26 protein-coding genes are annotated in these 23,700 nt (G+C 73.5%); 11 read left to right on the forward strand and 15 right to left on the reverse strand.

Annotated features, from left to right (window positions below; genetic code table 11):
- Positions 1 to 86: 86 nt before the first annotated feature.
- Both ACWEQG_RS23495 and ACWEQG_RS23500 read right to left on the reverse strand, forming a co-directional pair.
- Positions 87 to 692, reverse strand: a complete 606-nt coding sequence (locus ACWEQG_RS23495) for a response regulator transcription factor (RefSeq protein ID WP_363463079.1) — start codon at positions 690 to 692, stop codon at positions 87 to 89.
- Positions 689 to 1,882: a sensor histidine kinase gene (locus ACWEQG_RS23500; RefSeq protein WP_452287728.1), complete on the reverse strand. Its 1,194-nt coding sequence runs from the start codon at positions 1,880 to 1,882 to the stop codon at positions 689 to 691. The genes ACWEQG_RS23495 and ACWEQG_RS23500 overlap by 4 nt, the downstream gene beginning before the upstream one ends.
- 158 nt (positions 1,883 to 2,040) lie before the next feature.
- On the opposite strand from ACWEQG_RS23500, the gene polX reads away from it, so the two are divergent.
- Together polX and ACWEQG_RS23510 are read left to right on the forward strand one after the other, a co-directional pair.
- Positions 2,041 to 3,759, forward strand: coding sequence for a DNA polymerase/3'-5' exonuclease PolX (gene polX / locus ACWEQG_RS23505; protein WP_452287730.1), 1,719 nt, complete (start codon positions 2,041 to 2,043; stop codon positions 3,757 to 3,759).
- A 10-nt stretch (positions 3,760 to 3,769) separates the two neighbouring features.
- Positions 3,770 to 4,864, forward strand: coding sequence for a class I tRNA ligase family protein (locus ACWEQG_RS23510; protein WP_452287732.1), 1,095 nt, complete (start codon positions 3,770 to 3,772; stop codon positions 4,862 to 4,864).
- 22 nt (positions 4,865 to 4,886) lie between these two features.
- Here ACWEQG_RS23510 and ACWEQG_RS23515 read toward each other — a convergent pair whose 3' ends face one another.
- Genes ACWEQG_RS23515 through pobA form a run of 8 tightly spaced genes read right to left on the reverse strand, consistent with a single transcriptional unit; the run spans position 4,887 to position 11,829 of the window.
- On the reverse strand, positions 4,887 to 6,278 hold the full coding sequence (locus ACWEQG_RS23515) for an MBL fold metallo-hydrolase (protein ID WP_452287734.1): 1,392 nt from the start codon (positions 6,276 to 6,278) through the stop codon (positions 4,887 to 4,889).
- The gene (locus ACWEQG_RS23520; protein WP_452287736.1) at positions 6,275 to 7,204 is read right to left on the reverse strand and encodes a carbohydrate kinase family protein; all 930 of its coding nucleotides are present in this window, start codon (positions 7,202 to 7,204) and stop codon (positions 6,275 to 6,277) included. The genes ACWEQG_RS23515 and ACWEQG_RS23520 overlap by 4 nt, the downstream gene beginning before the upstream one ends.
- Positions 7,201 to 7,581, reverse strand: a complete 381-nt coding sequence (gene pcaC / locus ACWEQG_RS23525) for a 4-carboxymuconolactone decarboxylase (RefSeq protein WP_452287738.1) — start codon at positions 7,579 to 7,581, stop codon at positions 7,201 to 7,203. The genes ACWEQG_RS23520 and pcaC overlap by 4 nt, the downstream gene beginning before the upstream one ends.
- Positions 7,578 to 8,345, reverse strand: coding sequence for a 3-oxoadipate enol-lactonase (pcaD, locus tag ACWEQG_RS23530; protein ID WP_452287740.1), 768 nt, complete (start codon positions 8,343 to 8,345; stop codon positions 7,578 to 7,580). The genes pcaC and pcaD overlap by 4 nt, the downstream gene beginning before the upstream one ends.
- Positions 8,342 to 9,511, reverse strand: a complete 1,170-nt coding sequence (gene pcaB / locus ACWEQG_RS23535; protein ID WP_452287742.1) for a 3-carboxy-cis,cis-muconate cycloisomerase — start codon at positions 9,509 to 9,511, stop codon at positions 8,342 to 8,344. The genes pcaD and pcaB overlap by 4 nt, the downstream gene beginning before the upstream one ends.
- Positions 9,501 to 9,992 (reverse strand): dioxygenase family protein, encoded by a 492-nt coding sequence (locus ACWEQG_RS23540; RefSeq protein ID WP_452287743.1) that lies wholly within the window; start codon positions 9,990 to 9,992, stop codon positions 9,501 to 9,503. Before ACWEQG_RS23540 ends, pcaB begins: the two co-directional genes overlap by 11 nt.
- A complete protein-coding gene (gene pcaH / locus ACWEQG_RS23545) occupies positions 9,989 to 10,657 on the reverse strand; it encodes a protocatechuate 3,4-dioxygenase subunit beta (RefSeq protein ID WP_452287745.1) in 669 nt (222 codons plus the stop codon). The genes ACWEQG_RS23540 and pcaH overlap by 4 nt, the downstream gene beginning before the upstream one ends.
- The gene (pobA, locus tag ACWEQG_RS23550) at positions 10,654 to 11,829 is read right to left on the reverse strand and encodes a 4-hydroxybenzoate 3-monooxygenase (RefSeq protein ID WP_452287747.1); all 1,176 of its coding nucleotides are present in this window, start codon (positions 11,827 to 11,829) and stop codon (positions 10,654 to 10,656) included. The genes pcaH and pobA overlap by 4 nt, the downstream gene beginning before the upstream one ends.
- A gap of 91 nt (positions 11,830 to 11,920) precedes the next feature.
- Here pobA and ACWEQG_RS23555 point away from each other — a divergent pair, with 91 nt between their 5' ends.
- Entirely contained in the window at positions 11,921 to 12,685 is a 765-nt protein-coding gene (locus ACWEQG_RS23555) for an IclR family transcriptional regulator (protein WP_363469183.1), read from the forward strand.
- Positions 12,686 to 12,691: 6 nt separating this feature from the next.
- On the opposite strand, the gene ACWEQG_RS23560 is transcribed toward ACWEQG_RS23555, so the two are convergent.
- On the reverse strand, positions 12,692 to 12,931 hold the full coding sequence (locus ACWEQG_RS23560; RefSeq protein ID WP_452287749.1) for a cellulose binding domain-containing protein: 240 nt from the start codon (positions 12,929 to 12,931) through the stop codon (positions 12,692 to 12,694).
- Between the two features lie 13 nt (positions 12,932 to 12,944).
- Between ACWEQG_RS23560 and ACWEQG_RS23565 the strand changes: the two genes are divergently transcribed.
- Positions 12,945 to 13,097 (forward strand): hypothetical protein, encoded by a 153-nt coding sequence (locus ACWEQG_RS23565; protein ID WP_452287751.1) that lies wholly within the window; start codon positions 12,945 to 12,947, stop codon positions 13,095 to 13,097.
- A gap of 317 nt (positions 13,098 to 13,414) precedes the next feature.
- On the opposite strand, the gene ACWEQG_RS23570 is transcribed toward ACWEQG_RS23565, so the two are convergent.
- Positions 13,415 to 13,906 (reverse strand): OsmC family protein, encoded by a 492-nt coding sequence (locus tag ACWEQG_RS23570; protein WP_452287753.1) that lies wholly within the window; start codon positions 13,904 to 13,906, stop codon positions 13,415 to 13,417.
- Between the two features lie 190 nt (positions 13,907 to 14,096).
- On the opposite strand from ACWEQG_RS23570, the gene ACWEQG_RS23575 reads away from it, so the two are divergent.
- Entirely contained in the window at positions 14,097 to 15,794 is a 1,698-nt protein-coding gene (locus tag ACWEQG_RS23575) for a GAF domain-containing protein (protein WP_452287755.1), read from the forward strand.
- Complete coding sequence (locus ACWEQG_RS23580; protein WP_452287757.1) at positions 15,791 to 16,657, forward strand: universal stress protein; 867 nt, start codon at positions 15,791 to 15,793, stop codon at positions 16,655 to 16,657. Before ACWEQG_RS23575 ends, ACWEQG_RS23580 begins: the two co-directional genes overlap by 4 nt.
- Here the strand turns inward: ACWEQG_RS23580 and ACWEQG_RS23585 are convergent.
- Positions 16,652 to 17,212, reverse strand: a complete 561-nt coding sequence (locus ACWEQG_RS23585; protein WP_452287759.1) for a CBS domain-containing protein — start codon at positions 17,210 to 17,212, stop codon at positions 16,652 to 16,654. The genes ACWEQG_RS23580 and ACWEQG_RS23585 overlap by 6 nt on opposite strands.
- Before the next feature lie 172 nt (positions 17,213 to 17,384).
- On the opposite strand from ACWEQG_RS23585, the gene ACWEQG_RS23590 reads away from it, so the two are divergent.
- Both ACWEQG_RS23590 and ACWEQG_RS23595 read left to right on the forward strand, forming a co-directional pair.
- Positions 17,385 to 17,891, forward strand: a complete 507-nt coding sequence (locus tag ACWEQG_RS23590; RefSeq protein ID WP_452287761.1) for a CBS domain-containing protein — start codon at positions 17,385 to 17,387, stop codon at positions 17,889 to 17,891.
- 69 nt (positions 17,892 to 17,960) lie between these two features.
- Positions 17,961 to 18,590 carry an MBL fold metallo-hydrolase gene (locus ACWEQG_RS23595; RefSeq protein WP_363469207.1) on the forward strand — a complete coding sequence of 210 codons (630 nt, stop codon included), beginning with the start codon at positions 17,961 to 17,963 and terminating at the stop codon, positions 18,588 to 18,590.
- Positions 18,591 to 18,613: 23 nt separating this feature from the next.
- Here the strand turns inward: ACWEQG_RS23595 and ACWEQG_RS23600 are convergent, their stop codons facing one another.
- Positions 18,614 to 19,444 carry a hypothetical protein gene (locus ACWEQG_RS23600; protein WP_452287763.1) on the reverse strand — a complete coding sequence of 277 codons (831 nt, stop codon included), beginning with the start codon at positions 19,442 to 19,444 and terminating at the stop codon, positions 18,614 to 18,616.
- 166 nt (positions 19,445 to 19,610) lie between these two features.
- Here ACWEQG_RS23600 and arfA point away from each other — a divergent pair, with 166 nt between their 5' ends.
- Positions 19,611 to 21,131: an arabinosylfuranosidase ArfA gene (gene arfA / locus ACWEQG_RS23605; protein WP_452287765.1), complete on the forward strand. Its 1,521-nt coding sequence runs from the start codon at positions 19,611 to 19,613 to the stop codon at positions 21,129 to 21,131.
- A gap of 12 nt (positions 21,132 to 21,143) precedes the next feature.
- Here arfA and ACWEQG_RS23610 read toward each other — a convergent pair whose 3' ends face one another.
- Positions 21,144 to 21,842, reverse strand: a complete 699-nt coding sequence (locus ACWEQG_RS23610; RefSeq protein ID WP_452287767.1) for a CBS domain-containing protein — start codon at positions 21,840 to 21,842, stop codon at positions 21,144 to 21,146.
- A gap of 243 nt (positions 21,843 to 22,085) precedes the next feature.
- On the opposite strand from ACWEQG_RS23610, the gene ACWEQG_RS23615 reads away from it, so the two are divergent.
- Positions 22,086 to 22,955, forward strand: coding sequence for a universal stress protein (locus tag ACWEQG_RS23615; protein ID WP_452287769.1), 870 nt, complete (start codon positions 22,086 to 22,088; stop codon positions 22,953 to 22,955).
- Between the two features lie 259 nt (positions 22,956 to 23,214).
- The coding region (locus ACWEQG_RS23620) for a hypothetical protein (RefSeq protein WP_452287771.1) at positions 23,215 to 23,700 on the forward strand (486 nt) is incomplete at its 3' end.

Consider the following 23,700-nt stretch of genomic DNA (forward strand, 5'->3'; position numbering starts at 1 on the left):
AGGACGGGCGTCCGGGCAATGGTCACTCCGTCAAGGAGTGCACGAGAGCTGGTGGGGCATCAGCGCGGCCTCGGCTGGAGAGCGGGTCAGAGCCAGCCGTTGTGGCGGGCGACCCGGACGGCCTCCATCCGGTTGCGGGTGCCGGTCTTGGTGATGCACGCCGACAGGTGGTTGCGTACGGTGCTCTCCGACAGGTGGAGGCGCCGGGAGATGTCGGCGGCGGTGGAGCCGTCGGCGGCGGCGGCCAGCACGTCGCGCTCACGTGGGGTCAGCGGGTTCGGCCCGGCGCTGAGGGCGGCCGTGGCCAGCGCCGGGTCCACCACGACCTCGCCGGCCAGCACCCGCCTGATCGCCTGGGCCAGCTCGCCGACGGGCCGGTCCTTGACGACGAAGCCGCGGGCGCCCGCGTCCAGGGCCCGGCGCAGGTAGCCGGGCCGGCCGAACGTCGTGACGATGACCACCACGCATCCGGGGAGGGCGGCCCGCAGGTCCGCGGTCGCGTCGAGCCCGCTGCCGCCCGGCATCTCGATGTCGAGCAGGGCCACGTCGGGCTTGGCCCGCAGCGCGGCGGGCACGATCTCGTCCGCCGTCGCGACCTGCGCGACGACCTCGAAGTCGTCCTCAAGGTCGAGCAGCACGGTGAGCGCGTCGCGCATCATCGTCTGGTCCTCGGCGATGAGCACACGGGTCACGGGCCGTCCCTTCGTTCGTCGTCGTCCACGCCCGCGTGCGGAATCTCGGCGGTGAGGGCGAACCCGCGCGGCAGGCGGGCGGTGCTCAGCCGCCCGCCCGCCGCGGCCAGCCGCTCGCGCAGCCCGCGCAGGCCGCTGCCGTCCTCGTCGCCGGCGGCGTCACCGGCCCCGTCGTCGCTGATCTCGACCAGCACCGGGTCGCGGTCGCGGCGCAGCGTGATGACGCAGCGCCGGGCGCCGGAGTGCCGCACGACGTTCGTGATCCCCTCCCGGACGACCCAGCTCAGCAGCATGTCGGTCTCCCGCGACAGCGCGGGCCCCGACTCCTGCACCACGCAGTGGATGCCCGCCGTGGCCAGGGCCGCCCTGGCGCTGTCCAGTTCGAAGGCGAGGCTCGCGTCCCGATACCCCGTGACCGCCTCGCGCACCTCGGTCAGCGCCTGCCGCCCGATGGCCTCGATGTCCGCGGCGTGCCGCATGGCCGCCTCCGTGTCGCGCGGGGCGAGCCGCCGTACGGCCTCGGCCTTGACGACCACCATCGAGAGCGTGTGGCCGAGCAGGTCGTGCAGGTCGCGGGAGAAGCGCAGCCGCTCGGCCGAGACGGCGGCGACGGCGAGCCTCTCCCGGGTCCGGCCGAGCTCCTCGATCACCTCGCTCATCCGGCGGAAGCCGTACGTCGTGATCCCGGCGAGGAACGTGGTCAGCGCGGCGCCCCACAGCGCCTCGCCGAACGAGCCGTCGTGGACCGGGACGATCGCGGCCAGCGCGGCCGTGACGGCGACGAGCGGGGGCGCCGCGCGCACCGGGAGAACGAGCGCCACGGCCACGGCGAGCAGGGAGAACAGCGTCTGCCATCCGCCCGTTCTGTAGGCCAGGGCCGCCGTGACCGTGACCGCCGCGAGCAGCGCGACGAACGCCACCGGCAGGGGCCGTACGTCCGGGCGGGCCCGGCGGGCGGTCAGCACGGCTCCCGTGAACGACACCCCCGCGGCGGCCACCAGGGTCCAGGCGGGCCAGGCCGGAACCATCGACGACGCGGCGGCGGCCGGCGCCAGCAGCAGCAGGACGGTCAGCCCGAACGCCGGAGCGAGCAACCGGACCGGCAGCCGGACGGGCGGCCGCGGCTGGAAAGGGCGCGGCGGCGACGATCCGGGTCCGCACCCGTCCGCCCGCGCCGCCGCTTCTGTCATGGCCGCCATTATCGTCGGCGCGCGGCGGGAGCGGACAGGGTGCGATGTCCCGGATCCGGCGGTACGAATCACCCGGGTCTTCGGTCACACCGGGCCGGGACCTCGGCACCTGGAGACGGCCCGGGGACGCGTGGCAGGCTGGCCTGGGGGTGCCTGCGATGAGACGGTGCAACGAGGAGGTCGCCGGGCTGCTGCAGGAGTACGCCGACCTGATCGCGATCACCGGGGGCGACGCGTTCAAGGTGCGGGTCTACGAGAAGGCGGCCCGGTCGGTCGGCGGGTACGGCCGGGAGATCGACGGCATGGACGCGACGGGGCTCCGGTCGATCCCGAACGTCGGCGCGTCGATCGCCGCGAAGATCGACGAATATCTGCGGACCGGGTCGATCCACCAGCTGGAGGAGCTGCGGACGAAGATCCCCGCCGGGGTCCGCATGCTGACCACGATCCCCACGCTCGGGCCGAAGAAGGCCATGGTGCTGTATCACGAGCGGGGCGTCGACTCGGTCGAGAAGCTGGAACACGCGATCCACGCCGGGGCCCTGCAGGGGCTGCACGGGTTCGGCGCGAAGACCGAGGAGAACCTGCTGCACGGCATCGAGGTGATGCGCAAGACCGGCAGCCGGGTGCACATCGGGATCGCCATGGCCGTCGCGGAGGAGGTCGTCCCCGCGCTGTCGGCCGTGCCGGGCTGCGAGCGGTGCGCCTACGCCGGGTCGCTGCGGCGGATGAAGGACACGATCGGCGACGTCGACGTCCTGGCCACGGCCGGGGATCCGGCCGCCCTGATGGCGGCCTTCACCACGCTGCCGTACGTCACCGAGGTGATCGCGCACGGCGAGACCAAGAGCTCGGTGCGCACGGCGTCGGGGCTCCAGGTCGACCTGCGGGTGGTGCCGGGGGACTCCTGGGGGGCCGCGCTGCAGTACTTCACCGGCTCGAAGGCGCACAACATCCGCACGAGGGAGATCGCCGTGCACCGGAAGCTGAAGCTGTCGGAGTACGGCGTGTTCGACGTGGCGACCGGCGAGAAGATCGCCTCGGCGGACGAGGCGGAGGTGTACGGCATGCTCGGCCTGCCGTGGATCGAGCCGGCCCTCCGCGAGGACACCGGCGAGATCGAGGCCGCGCTCGGCGAGGAGCTGCCCGAGGTCGTGACCATGGCCGGCATCCGCGGCGACCTGCACACCCACACCGACCTGACCGACGGGCTCGCGCCGATGGAGGAGATGGCCGAGGCGGCTGCCGCCCGGGGCTACGACTACTACGCGGTGACCGACCACGCGCCCGACCTGTCCATGCAGCGGATGACCGGCGAGAAGGCGCTCGGCCAGCGCGAGCGGCTCCGCCGCCTCGGCGCCGCCCGCCCCGGCATGACGCTGCTGCACGGGTGCGAGCTCAACATCGGCCCGGAGGGCGAGGTCGACTGGCCGCCGGAGTTCCTGGCCGGGTTCGACCTGTGCGTGGCCTCGGTGCACTCGCACTTCACCCAGCCGGCCGAGGAGATGACCCGGCGGCTGATCCGGGCCTGCGAGAACCCGTACGTGAAGATCATCGGACATCCGACGGCGCGGGTCGTCGGCAGGCGGGAGCCGGTGGACGCCGACTGGCCGCGGGTGTTCGACGCCTGCGTCCGCACCGGCACGGCGCTGGAGATCGACGCCTTCCCCGACCGGCTCGACCTGCCCGCGGACCTCGTCAGGCGGGCGGCCGGCCGGGGCGTGCTGTTCGCGATCGACAGCGACGCGCACGCCGTGCCGCACCTGGCGAACATGCGATACGGCGTCGGCACCGCGCAGCGGGGCTGGCTCACCCCCGATCGGGTAATCAACACCTGGCCACTCGACCGGCTGCGGGAGTTCCTCCGCCCGCGATGAAGGGGGTTCGATGCTGACGATCGGCAGGCGGCCGCTGCCCGTGGTGGGCCGCGCCCGGATGTACGTGTGCGGGATCACGCCCTACGACACCACCCACCTCGGCCACGCCAGGACGTTCGTGTGGGCCGACGTGGCGGCCCGGGTGCTGCGGCACGCCGGCGTGCCCGTCGAGGTCTGCCGCAACGTCACCGACGTGGACGACGTGCTCACCTCGGCCGCGCGCCGGGCCGGCAGCCCGTACGACAGCTTCGCCGCGGTGCAGCAGTTCTACTTCGACCGGGACATGGCGGCGTTGCACGTGCACCCGGTGACGTACGAGCCGCGGGCGCACACGTACGTGCCGCAGGTCGTGGCGCTCGCCCGCGCCCTGGTGGAGCTGGGCCACGCCTACGAGCGGGACGGCGCGGTGTACTTCCGCGGCGCGGGCGTGCGCGAGCGGGCCGGGCTCGGCGCCGAGGAGGCGGCCCGCCTGCTGGCGGAGTTCGGCGACGATCCGGACGACCCGGGCGCGGACGACCCCGCGGACGTCGCCGTCTGGCGGCGGTCGAGGGCGGGGGAGCCGGGCTGGCCGAGCCCGTGGGGCGACGGACGGCCCGGGTGGCACGCCGAGTGCGCCGCCATGGCGCTGACGACGTACGGGCCGGCCCTCGACCTGCACGCGGGCGGCGCCGACCTGCGCTTCCCGCACCACGCGTACGAGGCCGCGATGGCCGAGGCGGCGACCGGGGTGCGGCCGTTCGCCCGCGCCTGGCTGCACGTGGGGGTGGTGCGCGTGGACGGCGCGAAGATGGCCAAGTCGGCGGGCAACCTCGTGTTCACCGCGGACCTGCTGCGGGACTACCCGGCCGGCGCCGTGCGCCTGCTGCTGCTCGATCACCCGTGGGCGGCCGACTGGGACTACCGCCCCGGCGGTCCGGAGGAGGCCGCCGCCCGGCTGGAGCGCCTCCATGCGGCGGCCGGGCGGCCGGGGACGCCGGCGGCCGGCGAGCGCGCGGCGGTGCGCGCGCTGCTGGACGACCTGGACGCCGGGGCCGCCCTGGCGATCGCCGAGGAGGAGGGCGGGCAGGCGGCCCGCACGGTGATCGCGCTGCTCGCCCTCGGGTGACGACGGCGCATCGGGCGCGTGGTCACCAGGGATGTCGCGCCAGGCCGGACCCAGCGGATGCGGCGGACCGCGCGATCACAGCGTGCGGGTCGTAGTCGTCGTGGACGGCGACGACGTCGCCTTCGCGCCCGGCGGCGGCCAGGATCGAGGCGGCGATGGACGCCCGGTAGCCGCTGGCGCAGTGCGTCCACACCTCGCCCTCCGGCACCTCGTGCAGCCGCGACGGCAGCTCGTGCAGCGGGATGTGGACCGCGCCGGGCACGTGCGACTCGCGCCACTCCGCGTCGCGGCGCACGTCCAGGACCACGATCGGGCGGTGGCGGCGCACGGTCGCCAGGTCGGCGAAGGTCGCCGCGGGCATGGACGCGGGCTTGTCGTCGCCGGTCCAGTCGGCGGGTCCTCCGGTGGCGGCCGCGGCGGGGCGGTCGATGCCGATCCGCGCCAGTTCGCGCTGGGCCTGCGCGATGTCCCCCGGCGTCTCGCCCAGCAACGTCACCGGTGTTCCCCACGGGATGAGCCAGCCCAGGTAGACGGCGAAGTCGCCGTCCAGCCCGAAGTTGAGCGCCCCGGCCAGATGGCCCGCCGCGAACGCCGTACGGGACCGCAGGTCCACGACCCACTCGCCGGCCCGAAGGCGGCGCCGCAGCTCGGCGGCGTTCGCGCGGCGCGGCGCGGACAGGTCGGGCGCGTCCGCCCCGGCCCGGTTGAGCGTGGGCATGTGCGCGTAGTAGGCGGGGTAGGCGTCCAGCCCGGCCAGCAGCGACCGGACGTACTCGTCCTCGCCGCACGTCAGGACCGGGTTGACCCGTCGTTCCATGCCGATGGTCGACTCGGTGACCTCCGACTGGGTGGCCGAGCAGAAGCTGCCGAACCCGTGCGTGGGCAGGACGTCCGTCTCGGGCGGCAGCTCGCGGGCCAGCCGGTTCGCCGAGGCGTACTGGGCCCGTGCCAGCGTGCCGGTGTGCTCGCGGCCGAGCAGGTCGGGCCGCCCGGTCGTGCCGTGCAGCAGAGAGCCTCCGGTGAAGACGGCGGGCGGCCGGTCCGGCGACTCCAGCACGTACGACAGGTGGGTGAAGGTGTGGCCGGGGGTGGCGACGGCGCGCAGGCGCGTCCGCGGGCCGATCTCGACCACGTCCCCGTCCTCGATCGGGCAGCGGTCGAACATCACGGGGTCGGCCGCGTTCACGTGATAGTCCGCGCCGGTGGCCTCGGCCAGCGCCGGCCCGCCGGTCACATAGTCGTTGTGCACGTGGGTCTCGAACACGTGGCGGATCTCGACGCCGCGCCGCTCGGCCAGGCGGAGCATCCGGTCGATGTCCCGCTGCGGGTCCACCACGAAGGCGACGTCACCGTCGGTGCCGAGGTAGCTGCGGTCGCCCAGGGAGGGGGTGTCGACAGGGATTATCTCGATCATTCATGTCCCTCCTCGTCTCGTGAGGCACCCGTACCCGGGGAGAAGGACTTCACCTCCTCCCGGGTCGGCGGGACCGCTCCGGCGCGGGTGCAGACGATCGCGGCGGCGGCGCAGCCGCGCCGCAGTGCCTCGGCCACGCGCTCCGCGCGTAGTGGAGCGCCGTCGAGCGGGCCGAGCGCGTCGAGGTAGGCGGCGGTGAAGGTGTCGCCCGCGCCGACCGTGTCCACCACCTCGACGGCCGGGGCCGGGCAGGTGATCACCTCGCCGTCCAGCACCGCCGCGGCGCCGTCGCCGCCCCGGGTGACCACGACGAGAGCCGGGCCGAGGCCGGCCCAGCGCCGCGCCACCTCGGGCCAGGGCTCGCCCGGATACAGCCAGTCGAGGTCCTCGGCGCTCGCCTTGACCAGGCGTGCGATCCGTACGCACTCCTCGACGTGGGCCAGGGCACGCGCCCGGTCGCCGACGAGGGACGGCCGGATGTTCGGGTCGTAGGACACCGTGATCCCCGCCTCGGCGGCGGCCCGCATCAGGCCTCTGACGTGATCACCGCCCGGGGCCGCCAGCGTGGCCAGCGAGCCGGTGTGCAGGCAGGTCACCCCGTCGAGCGCGACCGGAGCGGAGAAGGCCCAGTCGAAACGGAAGTCGTAGGAGGCCGAGCCGTCCGCGCCGACGCGGGCGAAGGCCAGTCCGGTCGCCGCCGCCGGGGCGAGGTCGCCGGTCCCGAGCCCGTGCCGGGTCAGATGATCGCGGAGCAGGCCGCCGAAGAAGTCGTCCCCGGCCTCGCCCGCGAACCGCACCGGCCGGCCCAGCGCCGCGAGGGCCACGGCGACGTTGAGCGGGCTGCCGCCGGGCACGGCGGTGAAGGTCCACGACCCGGGTGCGCCGATCAGGTCGACCAGGCTCTCCCCGACCACGAGAAAGGTCATCCGGCCTCCCCCTGCGCGTCCTCCGCGAGCACCCGCTGGGCGACGGCGAACGCGGCGTTGGCGGCGGGCACGCCGCAGTAGATCGCGGTCTGCAGCAGCACCTCCTTGATCTCGTCGGTGGTGAGCCCGTTGCGCAGGGCGGCCCGCACGTGCATGGCCAGCTCCTCCAGGTGCCCGTGGGCGACCAGGGCGGTGAGCGTGATGCAGCTGCGGGTCCGGCGGTCCAGCCCCGGCCGGGTCCAGATCTCCCCCCAGGCGTACCGGGTGATCAAATCCTGGAAGTCCGCGGTGAACTCGGTGGTGCGCTCCCGCGCCCGGTCCACGTGCGCGTCGCCCAGCACCTCGCGGCGCACGCGCATGCCGTCGTCGTAGCTCACGCCGTCCTCCAGCGGGTGGTCAGGTGGCGCACGATCGCCTCGTTCACGACGTCCGGGCGTTCGGCCGTGGCCAGGTGGGCGGCCCCCGGGACCACCAGCAGCTCCGCGCCGGGGATGCCTCCGGCCAGGACCTCGGCGTGCTCGGGCGGGGTGGCCGGGTCCTGCGCCCCCGCCACCACCAGCGCGGGGGCGCGGACCTCGCCGAGCCGGTCGCGGACGTCGAACGCCGACAGGGCGTCGCAGCAGGCGGCGTACCCCTCGGGGTCCACGCCGGCCAGCATGTCCAGGTAGCGCCCGGCGCCGGGGAAGCCCGCCGTGAACCACCGGCCTCTCGTCGCCTCGGTCAAGGGCCCGGTGCCCTCGGCACGGACCAGCGCGGCGCGTTCGCGCCAGCTCTCCGGGGTCCCGAACCGGGCGGAGGTGCAGCACAGGACCAGGCTCGCGACGCGGTCCGGGGCCCGCAGCGCCAGCGTGGTCCCGACGGCCCCGCCCAGCGACACCCCGGCGTACGCGACCGAGTCCAGGCCGTGCCGGTCGAGCAGCGCCAGCACCCCGCCGGCGAGGTCGTCCACGGTCAGGCCACGCGTGAAGCCGGACGAGGCCGGGGATCCGCCGTGGCCGGGCAGGTCGTAGCGGAGCACCCGCCAGGTGCGCGTGAGCACGGGGAGCTGGGGCTCCCACAGGTCGAGGGTCGTGCCCAGCGAGGGCCCGAGCACGACGACCGGGGCGTCCGGCGGCCCGTCGAATCGGTGGTGCGGGATCATGGCGCCTTTCCCTTGTGGTGCTCCAGAGCCCGGTCGACCAGAGCGGCCGCCGCTCCGATGCCGGGGTCCTCCCCGTGGTCGGCCAGCACGGCGAGCAGATGATCGAGATTGTGCCGCATGCGCTCGGGGAACACCTCCAGCCCGTCCGCCAGCTCGGCGGCCGTCTCGGCCGCGCCGCCCGCCAGGCGCAGGCACTCGCGCAGCGGCTGCCACTCGGCGTGCCAGCTCCCGGCGGGCCGCTCGTGCTCGGCCACCCGCGAGGCGAGCAGGACCGACGCGAGCGCGGGCGCCTGCGACGCCGCCGACCTGATCATCGTGGCGAGCACCGGGTTGCGTTTGTGCGCCATCGCCGACGAGCCGCCCCGGCCCGGCGCGGAGGGTTCGGCGACCTCGCCCACCTCGCTCTGCGCCAGCAGGATCACGTCGGTGGCGAGCTTGCCCAGCGCGCCCGTCACGGCGGCGAGCGCGCAGGCCAGGTCGGTGACCGGGGTGCGCAGCGCGTGCCAGGGCAGCACCGGCTCGGCCAGCCCGGTCTCCGCCGCGAACAGCGGCAGCAGATCGAGCGCTCTTTCCCCGTATCCGGCCATCGTCCCGGCCGCGCCGCCCAGCTGGACCGGCGGCCGCACGGCCGCCAGGCGATCGCGGGCGTCCCGGCAGCCGGTCAGCCACCCGGCGGCCTTCAGCCCGAACGTGGTGGGCACGGCCTGCTGCCCGAGCGTACGGGCCGCCATCGGCGTGTCACGGTGCCGGGCGGCCAGCCGGACCAGTGCGGCGAGCACCCGGCCGAGGTCGCGCAGGATCACCTCGCGGGCCCGCGCGGCCACCAGCATCGACGCGGTGTCGAGGATGTCCTGGCTGGTGGCGCCGTGATGCACCCACGAGCCCGCCTCGCCGGCCGCGGCCCGCAGATCCTTCACCAGCGGCACGACGGGGTTGCCCGCGTCCCTGGCCCGCCGGGCCAGGTCGGTGACGTCGAACCGCTCGGGGCGGGCCGCCTCGGCGATCGCGGCGACGGCCCGCTCAGGGACGACGCCGAGGCGGGCCTGCGCCCGTGCGAGGCAGACCTCCGTCTCCAGCATCGCCCGCAGCCATGCGTCGTCGTCCGTGACCGCCGCCACGCCGGTGCCCGCCCACACGGGGCTCAGGAGCCCTGCATCAGAACTCAAGGAAGACCGTCTCCTCCTCGCCCTGCAGCCGTACGTCGAACCGGTAGGCGTCCTGCCCGTCCGGGCGGGCGAGCAACGTCGCGCGGCGGGCCGGGTCCAGCGAACCGAGCAGCGGGTCGGGCACGTCGGCGAGGTAGACGCGGGTCCGCACCGGCTTGAGCAGGCCCCGCGCGAAGACCAGCAGCGCCAGGTACGGCCGGGCGGGCGGCACGAGGCGGAACCGGTAGGAGCCGTCGGGCGCGGTGGCGCACCGGCCGAAGCCGGAGACTCCGGTCCCGCTGCGGCCCAGGGCGCCCCGCGTCCCCGACTCGCCCGTCCAGAGCTCCAGCAGGGCGTCCGGGATCGGCTCGCCCGCGCCGTCCAGCACCCGGCCGGTGATCGTCACCGCTCCCGGATGCTCCTCGGGCGCGAGCTCCCAGTCGGCGGCGTACGGCAGGGCGAACCCGAAGAACGGGCCGACGGTCTGCGAGGGGGTGGTCACGCGTCCTCCATCGGGGTACGGCCGAGCACCACGTCCCAGCGGTAGCCGAGCGCCCACTCCGGCTCGGTGACGTCGAGGTCGAACGCGGCGACGAGCCGCTCGCGGGCGGCCGGGTCGGGGATGGACCGGAAGATCGGGTCGAAGGCGAACAGCGGATCGCCCGGGAAGTACATCTGGGTCACCAGGCGCTGGGCGAAGGCCGTGCCGAACACCGAGAAGTGGATGTGCGCGGGCCGCCACGCGTTGGGGTGGTTGCGCCAGGGATAGGCGCCCGGTTTGATCGTGACGAACCGGTAGCGCCCCTCGTCGTCGGTCAGGCACCGGCCCGCGCCGGTGAAGTTGGGGTCGAGCGGCGCCGGGTGCTGGTCGCGCTGATGGGCGTACCGCCCGGCGGAGTTGGCCTGCCAGATCTCCACCAGCGTGCCCGGGATCGGCCGGCCCGAGGCGTCGAGGACGCGCCCGGTGACGATGATGCGCTCGCCGAGCGGCTCGCCCGCGTGCCCGGCGGTCAGGTCGGCGTCGAGCGGGTCCACCTCGCCGCGGCCGAAGACCGGGCCGGTCAGCTCGGCCGCCTCGGGGTCCTCCTTCATCGGCAGCGGCTCCCGGGAGGGCGCCCGCAGGACGGTGCTGGCGTAGTCCGGATACAGGTAGGGCGGGTGTGTCACGGTGTCTCCTCGTCATAGGGCAGGCCCACGTAGTTCTCCGCCAGCGTCGTCCCCGCCGCCTCCGAGGACGTCACGTAGTCGAGATAGGAGGTCTGCAGCTTCCTGGCGTAGGCGTCGTCGGACTCGAACGTGTGCAGCAGCGTCGTCATCCACCACGAGAAGTGCTGGGCCCGCCACACCCGGGGCAGACAGGCCCGCGAGTAGCCGTCCAGGGCCTCCGTCGAGCCGTCGGCGAAGAAGCGCACCAGCGCCTCGGTCAGCACCCGCACGTCGGCGACCGCCAGGTTGAGGCCCTTCGCGCCGGTCGGCGGCACGATGTGCGCCGCGTCCCCGGCCAGGAACAGCCTGCCGTACTGCATGGGCTCGGCCACGAAGCCGCGCATCGGCGTGATCCCTCTTTCGATGATCTCGCCGGTCGCGAGGGTGAAGCCGGGCACGGTCTCCAGCCGGGTCCGCAGCTCGGCCCAGATCCGCTCGTCGGGCCACTCGGCGAGGTCCTCGTCGGGCGCGACCTGGAGGTAGAACCGGCTGATCTCCGGGGAGCGCATGCTGTGCAACGCGAAGCCGCGCTCGGTCCGCGCGTAGATCAGCTCCTCCGACGACGGCTTCACCCGGGCCAGGATGCCGAGCCAGGCGAAGGGATAGTCGCGGCGATACTCGGTCAGCACGCCCTCGGGGATCGACGGCCGGGACACGCCGTGGAAGCCGTCGCACCCCGCGATCACGTCGCAGTCCAGCCGCTCGGCCCCGAAAGTGAGGTATGGCCGGTCGGTGTCGATATCGTGCACCGCCACGTCGTCCACCTCGAAGCGGACGTCGCCCCCGGCCGCCAGCCGGGCGGCGATGAGGTCCTTGACGACCTCCTGCTGGCCGTACACGGTGATGGCCCGGCCGGGCACCAGCCGCTCGAAGGCGATCCGGTGGCCCGCCCCGCCGTACCGCAGCTCGATGCCGTGGTGGGGCAGGCCCTCCCGCCGCATCCGCTCGCCGACGCCCGCCTCGACGAGCGTGTCCACCGTGCCCTGTTCGAGCACCCCGGCCCGCACCCGCCGCTCGACGTACTCCCTGCTGCGGCGTTCGAGCACCACGGACTCGATCCCGCGCAGATGAAGGAGATGGGAGAGCAGCAGGCCCGCCGGTCCCGCTCCGATGATCCCGACCTGAGTTCGCATGCCTTAGAGGATCGGGAGCACGGGCCGCCCTGCGTAGGCTTGGCTTCTGCTCAGTGGAAGATGACGGCGTTTTTACCGAGTGAGGGGCACCATGTCCGGCGGCGCGCGCGATCAGGGACGCTCGGTCACCTCCCGCACCCTGGCCATCCTGGGCGCCTTCGACGTCCAGCATCCCCGGCTCACGCTGACGGAGATCGCCGGGCGGACCGGCATGGCGCTGAGCACCGTCCACCGGCTCGTGGGGGAGCTGGAGGAGTGGCGTGCGCTGCGTCGCGGCGCCGACGGCCGCTACCAGATCGGCCGCCGCCTGTGGGAGCTGGGGCAGCTCGCCCCCGACCCGCTGCAGGAGGTGGCGCACCCCTGGTTGCAGGAGCTGTTCGGCGGCACCGGCGAGAACGTCCACCTGGCGGTGCGCGACGGGATCGAGGTCCTCTACGTGGACAAGGTGTACGGCAAGCGGGCGGTGCCGATCATGTCCCGGACCGGTTCCCGCCTGCCCATGCACCCGACCGGCGTCGGCAAGGCGCTGCTCGCCTTCGAGCCGGGCTGGTTTGTCACGGCCTACCTGTCCCGGCCGCTGGAGCGGCCCACCCCGCACACCATCACCGAGCCGGGCCGGCTGGCCCGCGAACTGACCCAGGTGCGCGCCCAGGGGTACGCGACCACGCACGAGGAGATGACGCTCGGCTCCTGCTCGGCGGCCGCGCCGGTGCTGGTCGGGGACCGGCCCGTCGCGGCCGTCGGCATCGTGGTGTCCTCACGGCGGGTGCGCGAGCTGCCCCGCCTGGTCGACCCGCTGCTGGCCGTCGCGGCCGGCATCGCCGGCGACTACCGGGCGGCCGTCACGCGGGCCTGAGGCGTCTTACAGGGGAGTGCAGGTCAGCCCGGTCAGCCCGAACGTGCCGCCCGTGGAGTTTCCGACCGCCGTGATGGGGACGCTCCCTCCCGGAGCGATGGTGCCGTTCCAGGACACGTTGGTGCCGGTGACGCTCTGCCCGGTCTGCGTCCAGAACGTGGTCAGCAGGGAGAAGAGCTTCTCGTCCCCGGTGAACGTCCAGGAGACCCGCCATCCCTTCAGGGGGGTCGTCCCGGTGTTCACCACTCGTCCTTCCGCCGTGAACCCGACGACGTACTGGGAGATTCTCGACCACGAGATCGAGCAGGACGCCGTGTCCGCGTTCGCGGGGCTGGCGCCGATCGCCGCGCTGGCGGCCAGGGCGGCCGCGGCGATCCAGAGGGTGGGCCTGCGCCTGAAACCGGTTTCATGAGCGCCCGAAAAAAAGAGCCCTGCCATTGCCTGTCCTCTCGTCGTGCCGGGATCTCCGGCGGCCGATTCGGCGAACCTCGCTCCAGGAATGTCACCATGATCACGGGCGGATGTCAGGTGAACGGGCCGGACGCGGTCCGTCGTACCGGTACGGGCATGAAAGTTTCACCGCCCTACGGGAGTCGAGTACTGGGAGGGGCGAACGGGCGAGGGGGGACGCCGTGGACGCCGTGGACGCCGTCGTGATCGAATCTCTGGAACCCCTGGTGGCCCAGCTGCCGGGCGAGCTGGTCGTCGTCGGCATCGAGGGCGGCGACTTCACCCCTGGTGCCCCGATGACCCCGCCGGTCCTGGCCGCGGGCCGCCGTACGGCACGTGGGCTGCGGGAACGGCTGACCCGGGAACGGCCTGGCGGACCTCGAACGTGACCTGCGGCGGCACCCGCAGCGTGGTGCGGAGGGCGCAGTGCTCCAGGACCGACAGGAGCGAGTCGCGCAGCCCCGCGGGCAGGCCGGGGGCGTCCACCGACAGCTCGATGTTGTCGATCCGCCCGGGACACACGCCCAGGCCGTACCGCGCGGTGACCCCGACCCCGGCGGGCAGCTGGCGCTGGCGCAGGTAGCGTTCGGCGCAGCAGGCGACTCCGGCGGCGACGCCGCCCACGAACAGCTCGGCCGGAGTGGGCCCGGTGTCGCTCCCGCCGGCGTCCGCCGGCTGGTCGGCGCGGACCACATGGCGCCGGATCCGGACGTCGAACCGGTCGGCTCCGTGCCAGGCGACCCGGATGACGCCGTCACGCCGCTCACTCATGGCCCACCCCCGTGGTCCGATCCGGCTCATCTCCGAGTATGTCCGGGTATGTCAGGGGTCGGGAGCGCGTAGGCGTACACGGACAGTAAGAAGCCGGTCGCGACCTGGCAAAGGGCCGGAGCCGGGAGTGCTCCGGTTTGCGACACTTCATCTGTGGCGGATACGCGTGGCGCCGACGGGGGAGGCGGCCATGATCCCGCGGACTCACCTGGACGGGTTGCTGACCGAGCTGCACACGAGACTGCAGGCGGTCCTGGCGACGCGTGACCGGGTCCACGCGCTGCTCGAGGCGGTCGTCTCGGTGGGCGAGGGCCTCGATCTGGAGACCGTGCTGCGCCGGATCGTCGAGACCGCCGCCACGCTGGTCGACGCCCGATACGGCGCGCTCGGCCTGATCGGGGAAGACCACACCCTTGTCCGGTTCGTCCCGGTAGGGCTGAGTGAGCAGGAGATCGCCAGGATCGAGCACTGGCCGCACGGGCTCGGCCTGCTCGGACTGCTGATCAAGGAACCCCGGCCGCTGCGGCTGGCCCGCATCTCCGATCACCCCGAGTCGTACGGCTTCCCGCCCGGCCACCCCCCGATGACCGGCTTCCTCGGCGTGCCCGTACGGGTCCGGGGGGAGGTGTTCGGCAACCTCTACCTGACGGACAAGCGCGGGGGAGGGGAGTTCGACGAGGACGACGAGGCGATCGTCGTCGCCCTCGCCGGCGCCGCCGGGGTGGCGATCGAGAACGCCCGGCTGTACGAGGACACCCGCCGCAGGGAGACCTGGCTGCGCGCGTCCGCGGAGATCACCAGGAGCCTGCTGTCCGGCGCCGAGACGCCGCGGGTGCTGACGCTGATCGCCGGCCACGCCCGGCGGATGGCCGCCGCCGACGCGGTGGCGATCCTCCTGCCCGAGGAGGGCGGACGGACGCTGCGGGTCGTGATCACCGACGGCGAGGTAATCGGCGCCGCGGCGCGGGGGCGCCTGCTGCCCGTCGAGGGCTCGCTGGCCGGGCAGGTCTTCGTCCACGCGGAGCCCCGCGTGGTCGCCGACCTGGGCGACACCGATCTGATCACCGCCGTCGGGGAAGCGGCGGGCGCCGGTGCGGTGTGCGCGGTGCCGCTCGGGGCGCCGGGCGCGGTGCGGGGGGTGCTGACGCTGGGCCGGCGGCCGGGCCGCGTCCCGTTCAGCCGGCCGGAGATGTGCATGCTGCACTCCTTCGCCGGCCACGCGGCCGTCGCGCTCGAGCTGGACGAGACGCGCAGGGACGCCGAACGGCTCGGGTTGCTCGAGGACCGCGACCGCATCGCCAAGGACCTGCACGACGTCGTCATCCAGCGGCTGTTCGCGGTCGCGATGACGCTGACGGGCGCCGTCCGGCTGGAGGAGCACCCGGAGGTGGCCGCGCGCCTGCGGGCCGCCATCGACGAACTCGACGGCACGATCCGGCAGATCCGCACCACGATCTTCGCCCTGCGGGCCCCGGCCGGCGCCCCCGGGCTGCGCGCCAGGCTCGTCGAGCTGGTGGAGGGCGCGCGGGAGCCCCTCGGTTTCCTGCCGGCCCTGCGCCTGGAGGGCCAGCTCGACACCCGCGTGCCCGCCGTCGTCGGGGAGCACCTGCTGGCCGTCGCGAGAGAGGCGATCTCCAACGTGGTGCGGCACGCTCACGCCGGCCGGGCCGCCGTCACGGTGCGCCTGGAGAAGGACCGCCTGACCCTGCTCGTGGAGGACGACGGCATCGGCATCCCCGCGCGGGGGCGCCGCAGCGGCCTGCGCAACCTGTGCGACCGCGCCGAGAGCCTGGGCGGGTCCTGCGCCGCCGAGGCCCTCGCCACCGGGGGCACCCGGCTGTGCTGGAGCGTCCCGCTGCCGCTGACGTCAGGAGGCACCGCGCCATGACCCCGTTCATCGATCCTGTCGTCGCCGGCACCGACGGGTCCACCGGAGCGACCGCGGCGGTGGAGTGGGCGGCCGACCACGCAGGCCTGCGGGGCGTGCCCCTGCGGGTGGTCCACGCCGTCGACCGCCTGCCGTACGACGGCCCGCGCTACCCGATCCCCGACTGCTACGACAAGCTGGCGCCCTCGGGACGGCAGATCCTCGACCACGCCGCTCGGGCCGCCCGGGGCCGGCGGCCCGGCCTCGTCGTGACCACACAGCTGGCCGAGGGGCGTCCCGGCCGCGTCCTGCGTGAGCAGGCCTCCGGAGCCGCCGAAGTCGTGATCGGCAGCCACGGCGCGGGCGGCTTCCCCGGCATGCTGCTCGGGTCGGTCGGCAACCAGGTCGCCGGGCACGTCGCCGTGCCGGTCGTCGTCGTACGTCCCTCCGCCCCGGAGGCGGCGGAGGAGATCGTGGCGGGCTTCGACTGCACCGAGACGTCCGAGGCCGCCCTGGCGTACGCGTTCGAGGAGGCGCGGCTGCGCGGCCTGCGGATGCGGATCGTGTGCGCCTGGGAGCCGCCCGTGCCGTACGGGCCCGTGATCAAGACGGACCTGGACGAGATGCGGCGGGCCGCGGAGGAGTACGCGCGCGGGGAGCTGCGGTCGTGGCAGGGCGCGTACGCCGACGTGGAGACCGAGCTGGACATGGTCCGCGGCCATCCGGTCTCCGCGCTGGCCGAGGCGTCGTCCCGGGCCGTCCTGCTCGTCGTCGGCTCCCACGGCCGCAACGCCTTCACCGCCGCCGTGCTCGGCTCGGTCAGCCGCGCCCTGCTCGCCCACGCGCACTGCCCGGTCGCCGTGGTGAGGGGCGTTCTGTCATGACAGGAGACGGGCCGGCCGCACCCCGGGGACCGCCTGCGCGAGCAGGTCGGCCACGTGCTGGGGGCCCTGGCCCTCGGGGCCGTGCAGGTCGATCTCACCGTCGCGCACGGTCACCTCCCACGACGCCCCGGAGGGATAGCGCTCGCGCAGCGCGGCCAGGACGGCGTCGCGCAGTTCCTCGTCCGACCTGGCCAGCAGCGCCATGAGGTCGCGGCGGCTGACCATCCCGACCACCCGCTCGTCGCGCAGCACCGGCACGCTCTTGATCCTTCTCGTGATCATGAGGTCCGTCAGCACCCTCGCGTCGGCGGTGTCCTCGACCGTGCTCACCTGACGCGACATGACGTCCGCCACCGTCCGGGGCGCAGGGCCGCCCGTCGCGAAGGCGCCGCACAGCAGGTCGATCTCGCTGACCATCCCGACCAGCTCGCCGTGGTCCCCGAGCACGGGGGCGGCCGTGATCTCGTGGTCGTACAGCACCCGGATCGCCCGCCGTACGGAGTCGTCCCGGCGCAACGTGATCACCGGGCTGCTCATGACCTCACCGGCCAGCATCGCCCACCTCCCGCGTCTTCCTCCGGCTCCTGCCCTGACCTGGTCATTTCATCGCCGCGGCGGCCGTACGGGCAGGTGCCGGAGGTCCCCGGCCGTAGGGTCGTTCGGCACTGCGCCGGGTATGGCGGCAGTGGTCGGATGGAGTTGGCCGGTGCGCCGCGGGGAGGACACGATGAGCGTAGAAGCCATGACCGCCGCCGACGTGATGAGCAGGGTGCTCGTGACCGTGAAACCGGACGAGTCGCCGCTCATGGCCTGGGAACTCATGCGCCGGGGGTCGATGCACCACCTGCCCGTGGTGGACGCGGGTTCCCGCATCATCGGCGTGCTCACCCGGGAGGACATCGCGGCCCACTGGTCCGGCGGCCCGGCGGAGCAGTCGAGCAGCCAGGTGCGGCAGTTGCTCGCGGGGCGCAGGTGCCCGCACGTGCCGCCCGACGCGCCGCTGCCCGCCGTGGCGGCCGTCATGCTGGAGTCGGGGGTGGACGTCGTCCCGGTCATGGGGGCCTCCGGCACCCTGCAGGGGCTCGTCACCGTGACCGACGTGCTCGTGGCGGTCGCGGGCAGGCGGGGGGCCGCACCCCGGAACGACGATGTGTCCGCCGGGATGTTCCGCCTGGAGCCGGTGCTGCCGCCCAAGCCCTCCCGGACCGCCGAGGACCAGCGGCAGGGACCGTGACCCCCGGTCGCGGCTCCTCGCGGACCGTGTGCAGAATAAGGGCATGTTCCGCTCGGTGGTGATCTTCACGTGAGTGCCCGTATCGACCATGCCGTCACGTCCGGCACCTTCAGCCTGGACGGCCAGACCTTCGACGTGGACAACAACGTGTGGGTGCTCGGCGACGACGACGAGTGCGTGGTGTTCGACGCGCCCCACGACGTCAAGGCGATCACCGACGTGATCGCGGGCCGGCGCGTCCTGGCCATCCTCGCGACCCACGCCCACGACGACCACGTCAGGGTCGCGCCGGAGCTGTCGGAGGCGACCGGGGCGCCCGTCCTGCTGCACCCGGCCGACCTGCCGGTCTGGCGGCTCACCCACCCCGACCGCGAGCCGGGTGGCACGCTGTCCGACGGGCAGGTCGTCGAGGTCGCCGGAACCCGCCTCGAAGTGCTCCACACACCCGGGCACGCTCCCGGCGCCTGCTGCTTCCACGCGCCCGACCTGGGCGTCGTCTTCACCGGTGACACCCTGTTCCAGGGCGGCCCCGGCGCGACCGGCCGTTCGTTCTCCGACTTCGGCGTGATCGTCGACTCGATCCGCGACCGCCTGCTCGTCCTGCCGCCCGAGACCGTCGTGCACACCGGCCACGGCGACAGCACGACGATCGGCGCGGAACTGCCGCACCTCGACGAGTGGATCCGCCGGGGCCACTGACAACCGTGCTTGTCGTCCGGGACTTACGGCGCGACCCGGACACCGGTGACGGTGAAGCGCTCGACCTCGGCCACGTGGCCGCCGGTGCTCGCGACGACGGTGAGCGTCCGGCCCGGGGCCGCGCGGAAGGTAACGGTGGCGGACCAGGGGGCGTTGTCCCCTCCGGCCGAGACGCAGCAGCGCTCGCCGAGGGGGCCGGCGCTCCCGGCCGCGCGCACCCGCACCCGGATGCGCTCGTCCACTCCCGTGATCCTGCCGCCCACCTTCACGGGTGAGGACACGAGGGCGCCGTAGCGGGGGGTGGTGAGGGAGAAGGTGGTGTCGTCGGTGCCCACGACCTCCCACGGCGCGTCCTTACCGGTGCCGAACCTGACCAGGTGGATGACGGCGGCGATGCCCGGCCGTCCGCCGCCCTCGCCGCGGATGCCGACGGAGACGCGGGCGTGCGCGCCGGTCACCGTGCGCTCGACCACCTGGTCGACACCCTTGAAGCCCAGGAAACCCTGGGTGAAGGAGAGCGCGGTCTGCGCCGCGTCCAGGTGCCAGGGCTGGTGGCCACCCGAACGGTAGCTCTTCTGCCAGTTCCGCACCTGTTCTTCGTCCGCGAACGGCCACAGCGGCTGGTAGCGGCCCGCCACGAGGGAGCCCCCGGACGCGGAGGGGGAAGCCAGGGGAGACGCGGCGGGGGACGCCGGGGGAGACACGGAGGGAGCCGGAGTGGCCGCCGACGCGCGCCCGCGGGCGCTTTCCGGGCCGGTCCCGCACGCGCCCGCCAGCAGGCCGGACACGGCCAGTACGACGAACGCCCACCGCGGTCCACTGCGCCGGGCCCGGCCGGCCCGGCCGATCGTCACGCCGCCAGTCACAATGCTCGCTCCCGCCCCGGAAGGTTGTCTTGACTGTGAGCATGCCCGGGCGGGAGCGACTCGATCCATGGACCGGCGTGATCACCTCTTGACCCGGATGGTTGATAGCGCTAACAATCGCCGAGAGCGTCGTCCCGGTGAAGGAGACCCCCTCGTGCTCCAAGCACAGCTGACCATCGACCCCGCCCAGCGGGTGGCCCCCGTACGGCGCCGGACGTTCGGCACGTTCGTCGAGCACCTCGGCCGCTGCGTCTACACGGGCATCTACGAACCCGGCCACCCCACGGCGGACGAGGAGGGATTCCGCGGCGACGTCCTCGCGCTCACCCGCGAGCTCGGCGTGACCACGGTGCGCTACCCCGGCGGCAACTTTGTCTCCGGCTACCGCTGGGAGGACGGCGTCGGCCCCCGCGAGCGGCGCCCCCGGCGGCTCGACCTGGCGTGGCACAGCACGGAGACCAACGAGATCGGGGTCGACGAGTTCGTCCGGTGGACCCGCCTGGCCGGGCTGGAGCCGATGATGGCGGTCAATCTCGGCACGCGGGGTGTCCAGGAATCCCTCGACCTGCTCGAATACTGCAACCTCCCGTCCGGCACCGCGCTGTCCGACCTGCGGGTCGCCAACGGCGCCAAGGAGCCCCACGACATCCGCATGTGGTGCCTGGGCAACGAGATGGACGGTCCCTGGCAGATCGGGCACAAGACCGCCCGCGAGTACGGCAGGCTCGCCGCGGAGACCGCGCGGGCCATGCGCATGGTCGACCCCGGTCTCGAACTGGTGGCCTGCGGCAGCTCCGGCTCCTCCATGCCGACCTTCGGAGCCTGGGAGGCGACCGTCCTGGAGGAGACCTACGACCTGGTCGACCACATCTCCTGCCACGCCTACTACGAGGAGAAGAACGGCGACCTCGCCGGTTTCCTCGCCTGCGCGGCCGACATGGAGCACTTCATCTCCACGGTCGTGTCCACCGCCGACCAGGTCGGGGCCAGGCTCGGCTCCAGCAAGCGGATCACCGTCTCGTTCGACGAGTGGAACGTCTGGTACATGAGCCGCTTCCAGTCGGCGCCGCCCCCGCCGGACTGGCCGGTCGCGCCGCCGCTGCTGGAGGACCACTACCACCTCGCCGACGCCGTGGCCCTCGGCAGCCTGATCATCACGCTGCTGCGGCACAGCGACCGGGTCGCGGCGGCCTGCCTGGCCCAGCTCGTGAACGTGATCGCGCCCATCATGACCGAGCCCGGCGGCAGGGCCTGGCGGCAGACGACCTTCCACCCGTTCGCGCAGGCGGCGCGGTACGCCAGGGGCGAGGTCGTACGGGTCGAGCCCGCCTGCCCGTCGTACGAGACCGCCGAGTTCGGCGAGGTGCCCGTGCTCCACGCGGTCGCCACCCACGACGGGGAGGACACGACGCTGTTCGTGGTCAACAGGTCGGTGGGCGAGCCCGTGGAGCTGGAGCTCGACGCGCGGGCGCTGGGAGCCGTCGGCGGCACGGCCGGGGGCGCCGTCCGGATCGCCGAGGCGACGACCCTCACGCACGAGGACGTGTACGCCCGCAACACGGCCGACGACCCCGGGCGGGTGACGCCACGGGCCAACACCGATCACCGCGGCGATCCGCTCCGGATCGTGCTGCCGCCGGTCTCCTGGAACGTGATCAGGCTGTCGAGGGCCTGAGGCGGGCGGCCGCTACGGCAGCCTCCCGGCAGGGGAGTCGTCCTCGTCCCATTCCAGGTGGTCCACGACGTCGACGACTCCGCTGACCCGGCGCGTCATCCGTACGGCGACCCGCGCGTCGCTGTGCCGGTCCACCCTGCCGGTGAGCGTCACCACGCCCTGATGGACGTGGACGCCTACCCTGGAGGTGTCCACCCACAGGCTCCGGCCGAGGATCTCCACGCGCACCTCGCGTTCGATTTCGCCGTCGGCGCGTACGAACGTCTTGAGCAGGTCGTGCCGGCTGAGGACGCCCCTCAGCCGGCCCTCGGCGTCCACGACGGGCAGTCGCTTGACCCCGCGCTCGTCCATGAGGCGTGCCGCCGCGACCGTGGTCGTGCCGGGGGTGACGGTGACGGCGGGGGAGGTCATCAACTCGGCGGCCGTCTCGCCGGTCGCCTTGGCCCGCGCCCCGCTCTCCTGTCCGATGCGGTCGCGCAGCCGTGCGCGCAACGGCGGCCGGTATCCCTCGCGGTAGTACTGCTCCCTGAACTCCTCCTTGCGCAGCAGGTCGGCCTCGGACACGACGCCGAGCACCCGGCCGTCTCCGTCCACGACGGGAACGGCGCTCACGGCGCGGGCGATCAGCACTTCGGCGATGTCCCTGAACGGCGTGCCGGCGTGGACGGACGCGACGTCTGTGGTCATGACGTCCTGCACCTTCATGTGCATGGCGGCCTCCTTCCGGTCGCGGTCGCGGTGGCGGGTCCGGGGACAGGCCCGCGACTTCCATCACACGCCCGGGGCGCACCGGCGGGCAGGGCCGAAGGTCCCGCGGCCTTCCCGGCGGGCGGAAGTCCCGGCGTCTGAGGACTTTGGTCTGCTGCGCCCTGGGCAGCGGACACGGTGCGATGGTGGCCGGGAGCACCAACCCCCCCGCGCCCGCGTAGCGCTTGAGCACAGGAGGCAGAGCACATGGCCGGACAGATCGTCGTCGCCGTCGACGGATCGAAGCCCGCGACGGCGGCACTGGAATGGGCGGCGGACGACGCGCGGCGCCGGGGCGCGGAGCTGAGGATCGTCCATGTGCGCGAACCATGGGCGCACGAGTACCCGTTCCACGCGGTCGAAGGCTTCGCGCAGTCCTACAGCGAGTTCTGCGAGGGTGTGCTCGCCGCGGCCGCCGCCCGCGCCCGCGAGATCGCACCCGATCTGGAGGTGACCACGGAGCTTGCGGAGGGGACGGTCGTCGAGACGCTGCGCGCCGGGTCCTCGGGGGCGGGGGCCCTCGTGGTCGGCAGCCGGGGGCTGGGCGGGTTCTCCGGACTGGTCCTCGGGTCGGTCGGCCTCGGCCTGGCCGGTCACGCGGAAGTTCCCGTCGTGGTCGTGCGCGAGCCGCACCGCGACGAGTACCACGAGGTCGTCGTCGGCTTCGACGGGTCACCCCATTCGGAGGCGGCCCTGGAGTTCGCCTTCGAGGAGGCCCGGGCGCGGCGCGGCCGGGTACACGCGGTGTACGCCTGGGAGATGCCGACGTTCTCGCCCTTCGCCGTCGGTTACGGTGCGATGCTCGAGGAGATCTACGACAACGAGTCGCGCGCGGCGCGGCTGCGGCTGGCGCCGTGGCGTGACAAGCACCCGGACGTCCCGCTCGTCGAGTCGGCGGTCTGCGGCCACCCGGTCCCGGCGCTGGCGGACGCCTCGCTCGTGGCCGATCTCGTGGTCGTCGGCTCCCGAGGGCTGGGCGGTGTGCACGGCGCGCTGATCGGCTCGGTCAGCCACGCGGTGCTGCACCGCGCGCACTGCCCCGTCGCGGTCGTACGGCCCCGCGACGGCGGGCGCTGAGGTCCGGCGCGGTGGAGGGCGCCCCCGATCTCCGGATCGCCTACCGCCGAGGGCTGGCAGAAATCTACAACGTAAAGGCCATGCCCGAAAAGTGACTCATATGCGGCGAGTGCCACTGAAGCCAATGGGCTGCATATGCGAGCTGTTTCTCCTCTGTGCCGGTTCTGCCTGTAACTCCAACTACTTCTCCGGGCCGGTTGCTCTGATCGGCATAGGGAGGAAATAATTAGTACAGGATTTCGAATTTATTGGGGGTGTGATGGATCTTTTCGAGTTCGATCCTGCACACCCTCGTCGTTCGAACATCACCGATAACGGCTGGTGGGACCGATTGGTCGCCGATTCGCCGTTGTGGTCCTCCGAGGGTTCGCTCGCCCGTGACGATTGCAGCGTCGGGTTTGTGCACGGCGGGCACGTGGGTGGCTCACCCATGAATGACGGCCCTACCTGTGGCCCTGTCGATGGCGCTGATGGCGGTGCTGATGATGGCGCTCCCACCGATGACCAAGCCACGAGCGACGGTGCCGGTGATTACGAGGCCGGTGCCGGTCGGAATAGGGGGCGGTCGTCGTGGGTGTTGGTGGGTTCTGTTCGTGAGTCGGCGCAGTCGTTGGCGTTGGCGCCGGTTCCGGACGATGTGGACATCTGCCTGGCCGAGGCCGAGGAGTTGTTGTTCGCCCGGGATCGGATCACGTGTGCTCTTGCTGATCGGGTGGGGCGGGTGCATCGGGCGGGGCAGGCCAAG

Source organism: Microbispora sp. NPDC004025, from assembly GCF_053604425.1.

Excerpts from the sequence above, each read along its gene's own strand:
- ACWEQG_RS23500 (WP_452287728.1), bottom strand. The coding sequence starts at position 1,882 with ATGACAGAAGCGGCGGCGCGGGCGGACGGGTGCGGACCCGGATCGTCG.
- polX (WP_452287730.1), top strand. The coding sequence starts at position 2,041 with ATGAGACGGTGCAACGAGGAGGTCGCCGGGCTGCTGCAGGAGTACGCC.
- ACWEQG_RS23510 (WP_452287732.1), top strand. The coding sequence starts at position 3,770 with ATGCTGACGATCGGCAGGCGGCCGCTGCCCGTGGTGGGCCGCGCCCGG.
- ACWEQG_RS23515 (WP_452287734.1), bottom strand. The coding sequence starts at position 6,278 with ATGATCGAGATAATCCCTGTCGACACCCCCTCCCTGGGCGACCGCAGC.
- ACWEQG_RS23520 (WP_452287736.1), bottom strand. The coding sequence starts at position 7,204 with ATGACCTTTCTCGTGGTCGGGGAGAGCCTGGTCGACCTGATCGGCGCA.
- pcaD (WP_452287740.1), bottom strand. The coding sequence starts at position 8,345 with ATGATCCCGCACCACCGATTCGACGGGCCGCCGGACGCCCCGGTCGTC.
- pobA (WP_452287747.1), bottom strand. The coding sequence starts at position 11,829 with ATGCGAACTCAGGTCGGGATCATCGGAGCGGGACCGGCGGGCCTGCTG.
- ACWEQG_RS23555 (WP_363469183.1), top strand. The coding sequence starts at position 11,921 with ATGTCCGGCGGCGCGCGCGATCAGGGACGCTCGGTCACCTCCCGCACC.
- ACWEQG_RS23570 (WP_452287753.1), bottom strand. The coding sequence starts at position 13,906 with ATGAGTGAGCGGCGTGACGGCGTCATCCGGGTCGCCTGGCACGGAGCC.
- ACWEQG_RS23575 (WP_452287755.1), top strand. The coding sequence starts at position 14,097 with ATGATCCCGCGGACTCACCTGGACGGGTTGCTGACCGAGCTGCACACG.
- ACWEQG_RS23580 (WP_452287757.1), top strand. The coding sequence starts at position 15,791 with ATGACCCCGTTCATCGATCCTGTCGTCGCCGGCACCGACGGGTCCACC.
- ACWEQG_RS23585 (WP_452287759.1), bottom strand. The coding sequence starts at position 17,212 with ATGCTGGCCGGTGAGGTCATGAGCAGCCCGGTGATCACGTTGCGCCGG.
- ACWEQG_RS23590 (WP_452287761.1), top strand. The coding sequence starts at position 17,385 with ATGAGCGTAGAAGCCATGACCGCCGCCGACGTGATGAGCAGGGTGCTC.
- ACWEQG_RS23610 (WP_452287767.1), bottom strand. The coding sequence starts at position 21,842 with ATGCACATGAAGGTGCAGGACGTCATGACCACAGACGTCGCGTCCGTC.
- ACWEQG_RS23615 (WP_452287769.1), top strand. The coding sequence starts at position 22,086 with ATGGCCGGACAGATCGTCGTCGCCGTCGACGGATCGAAGCCCGCGACG.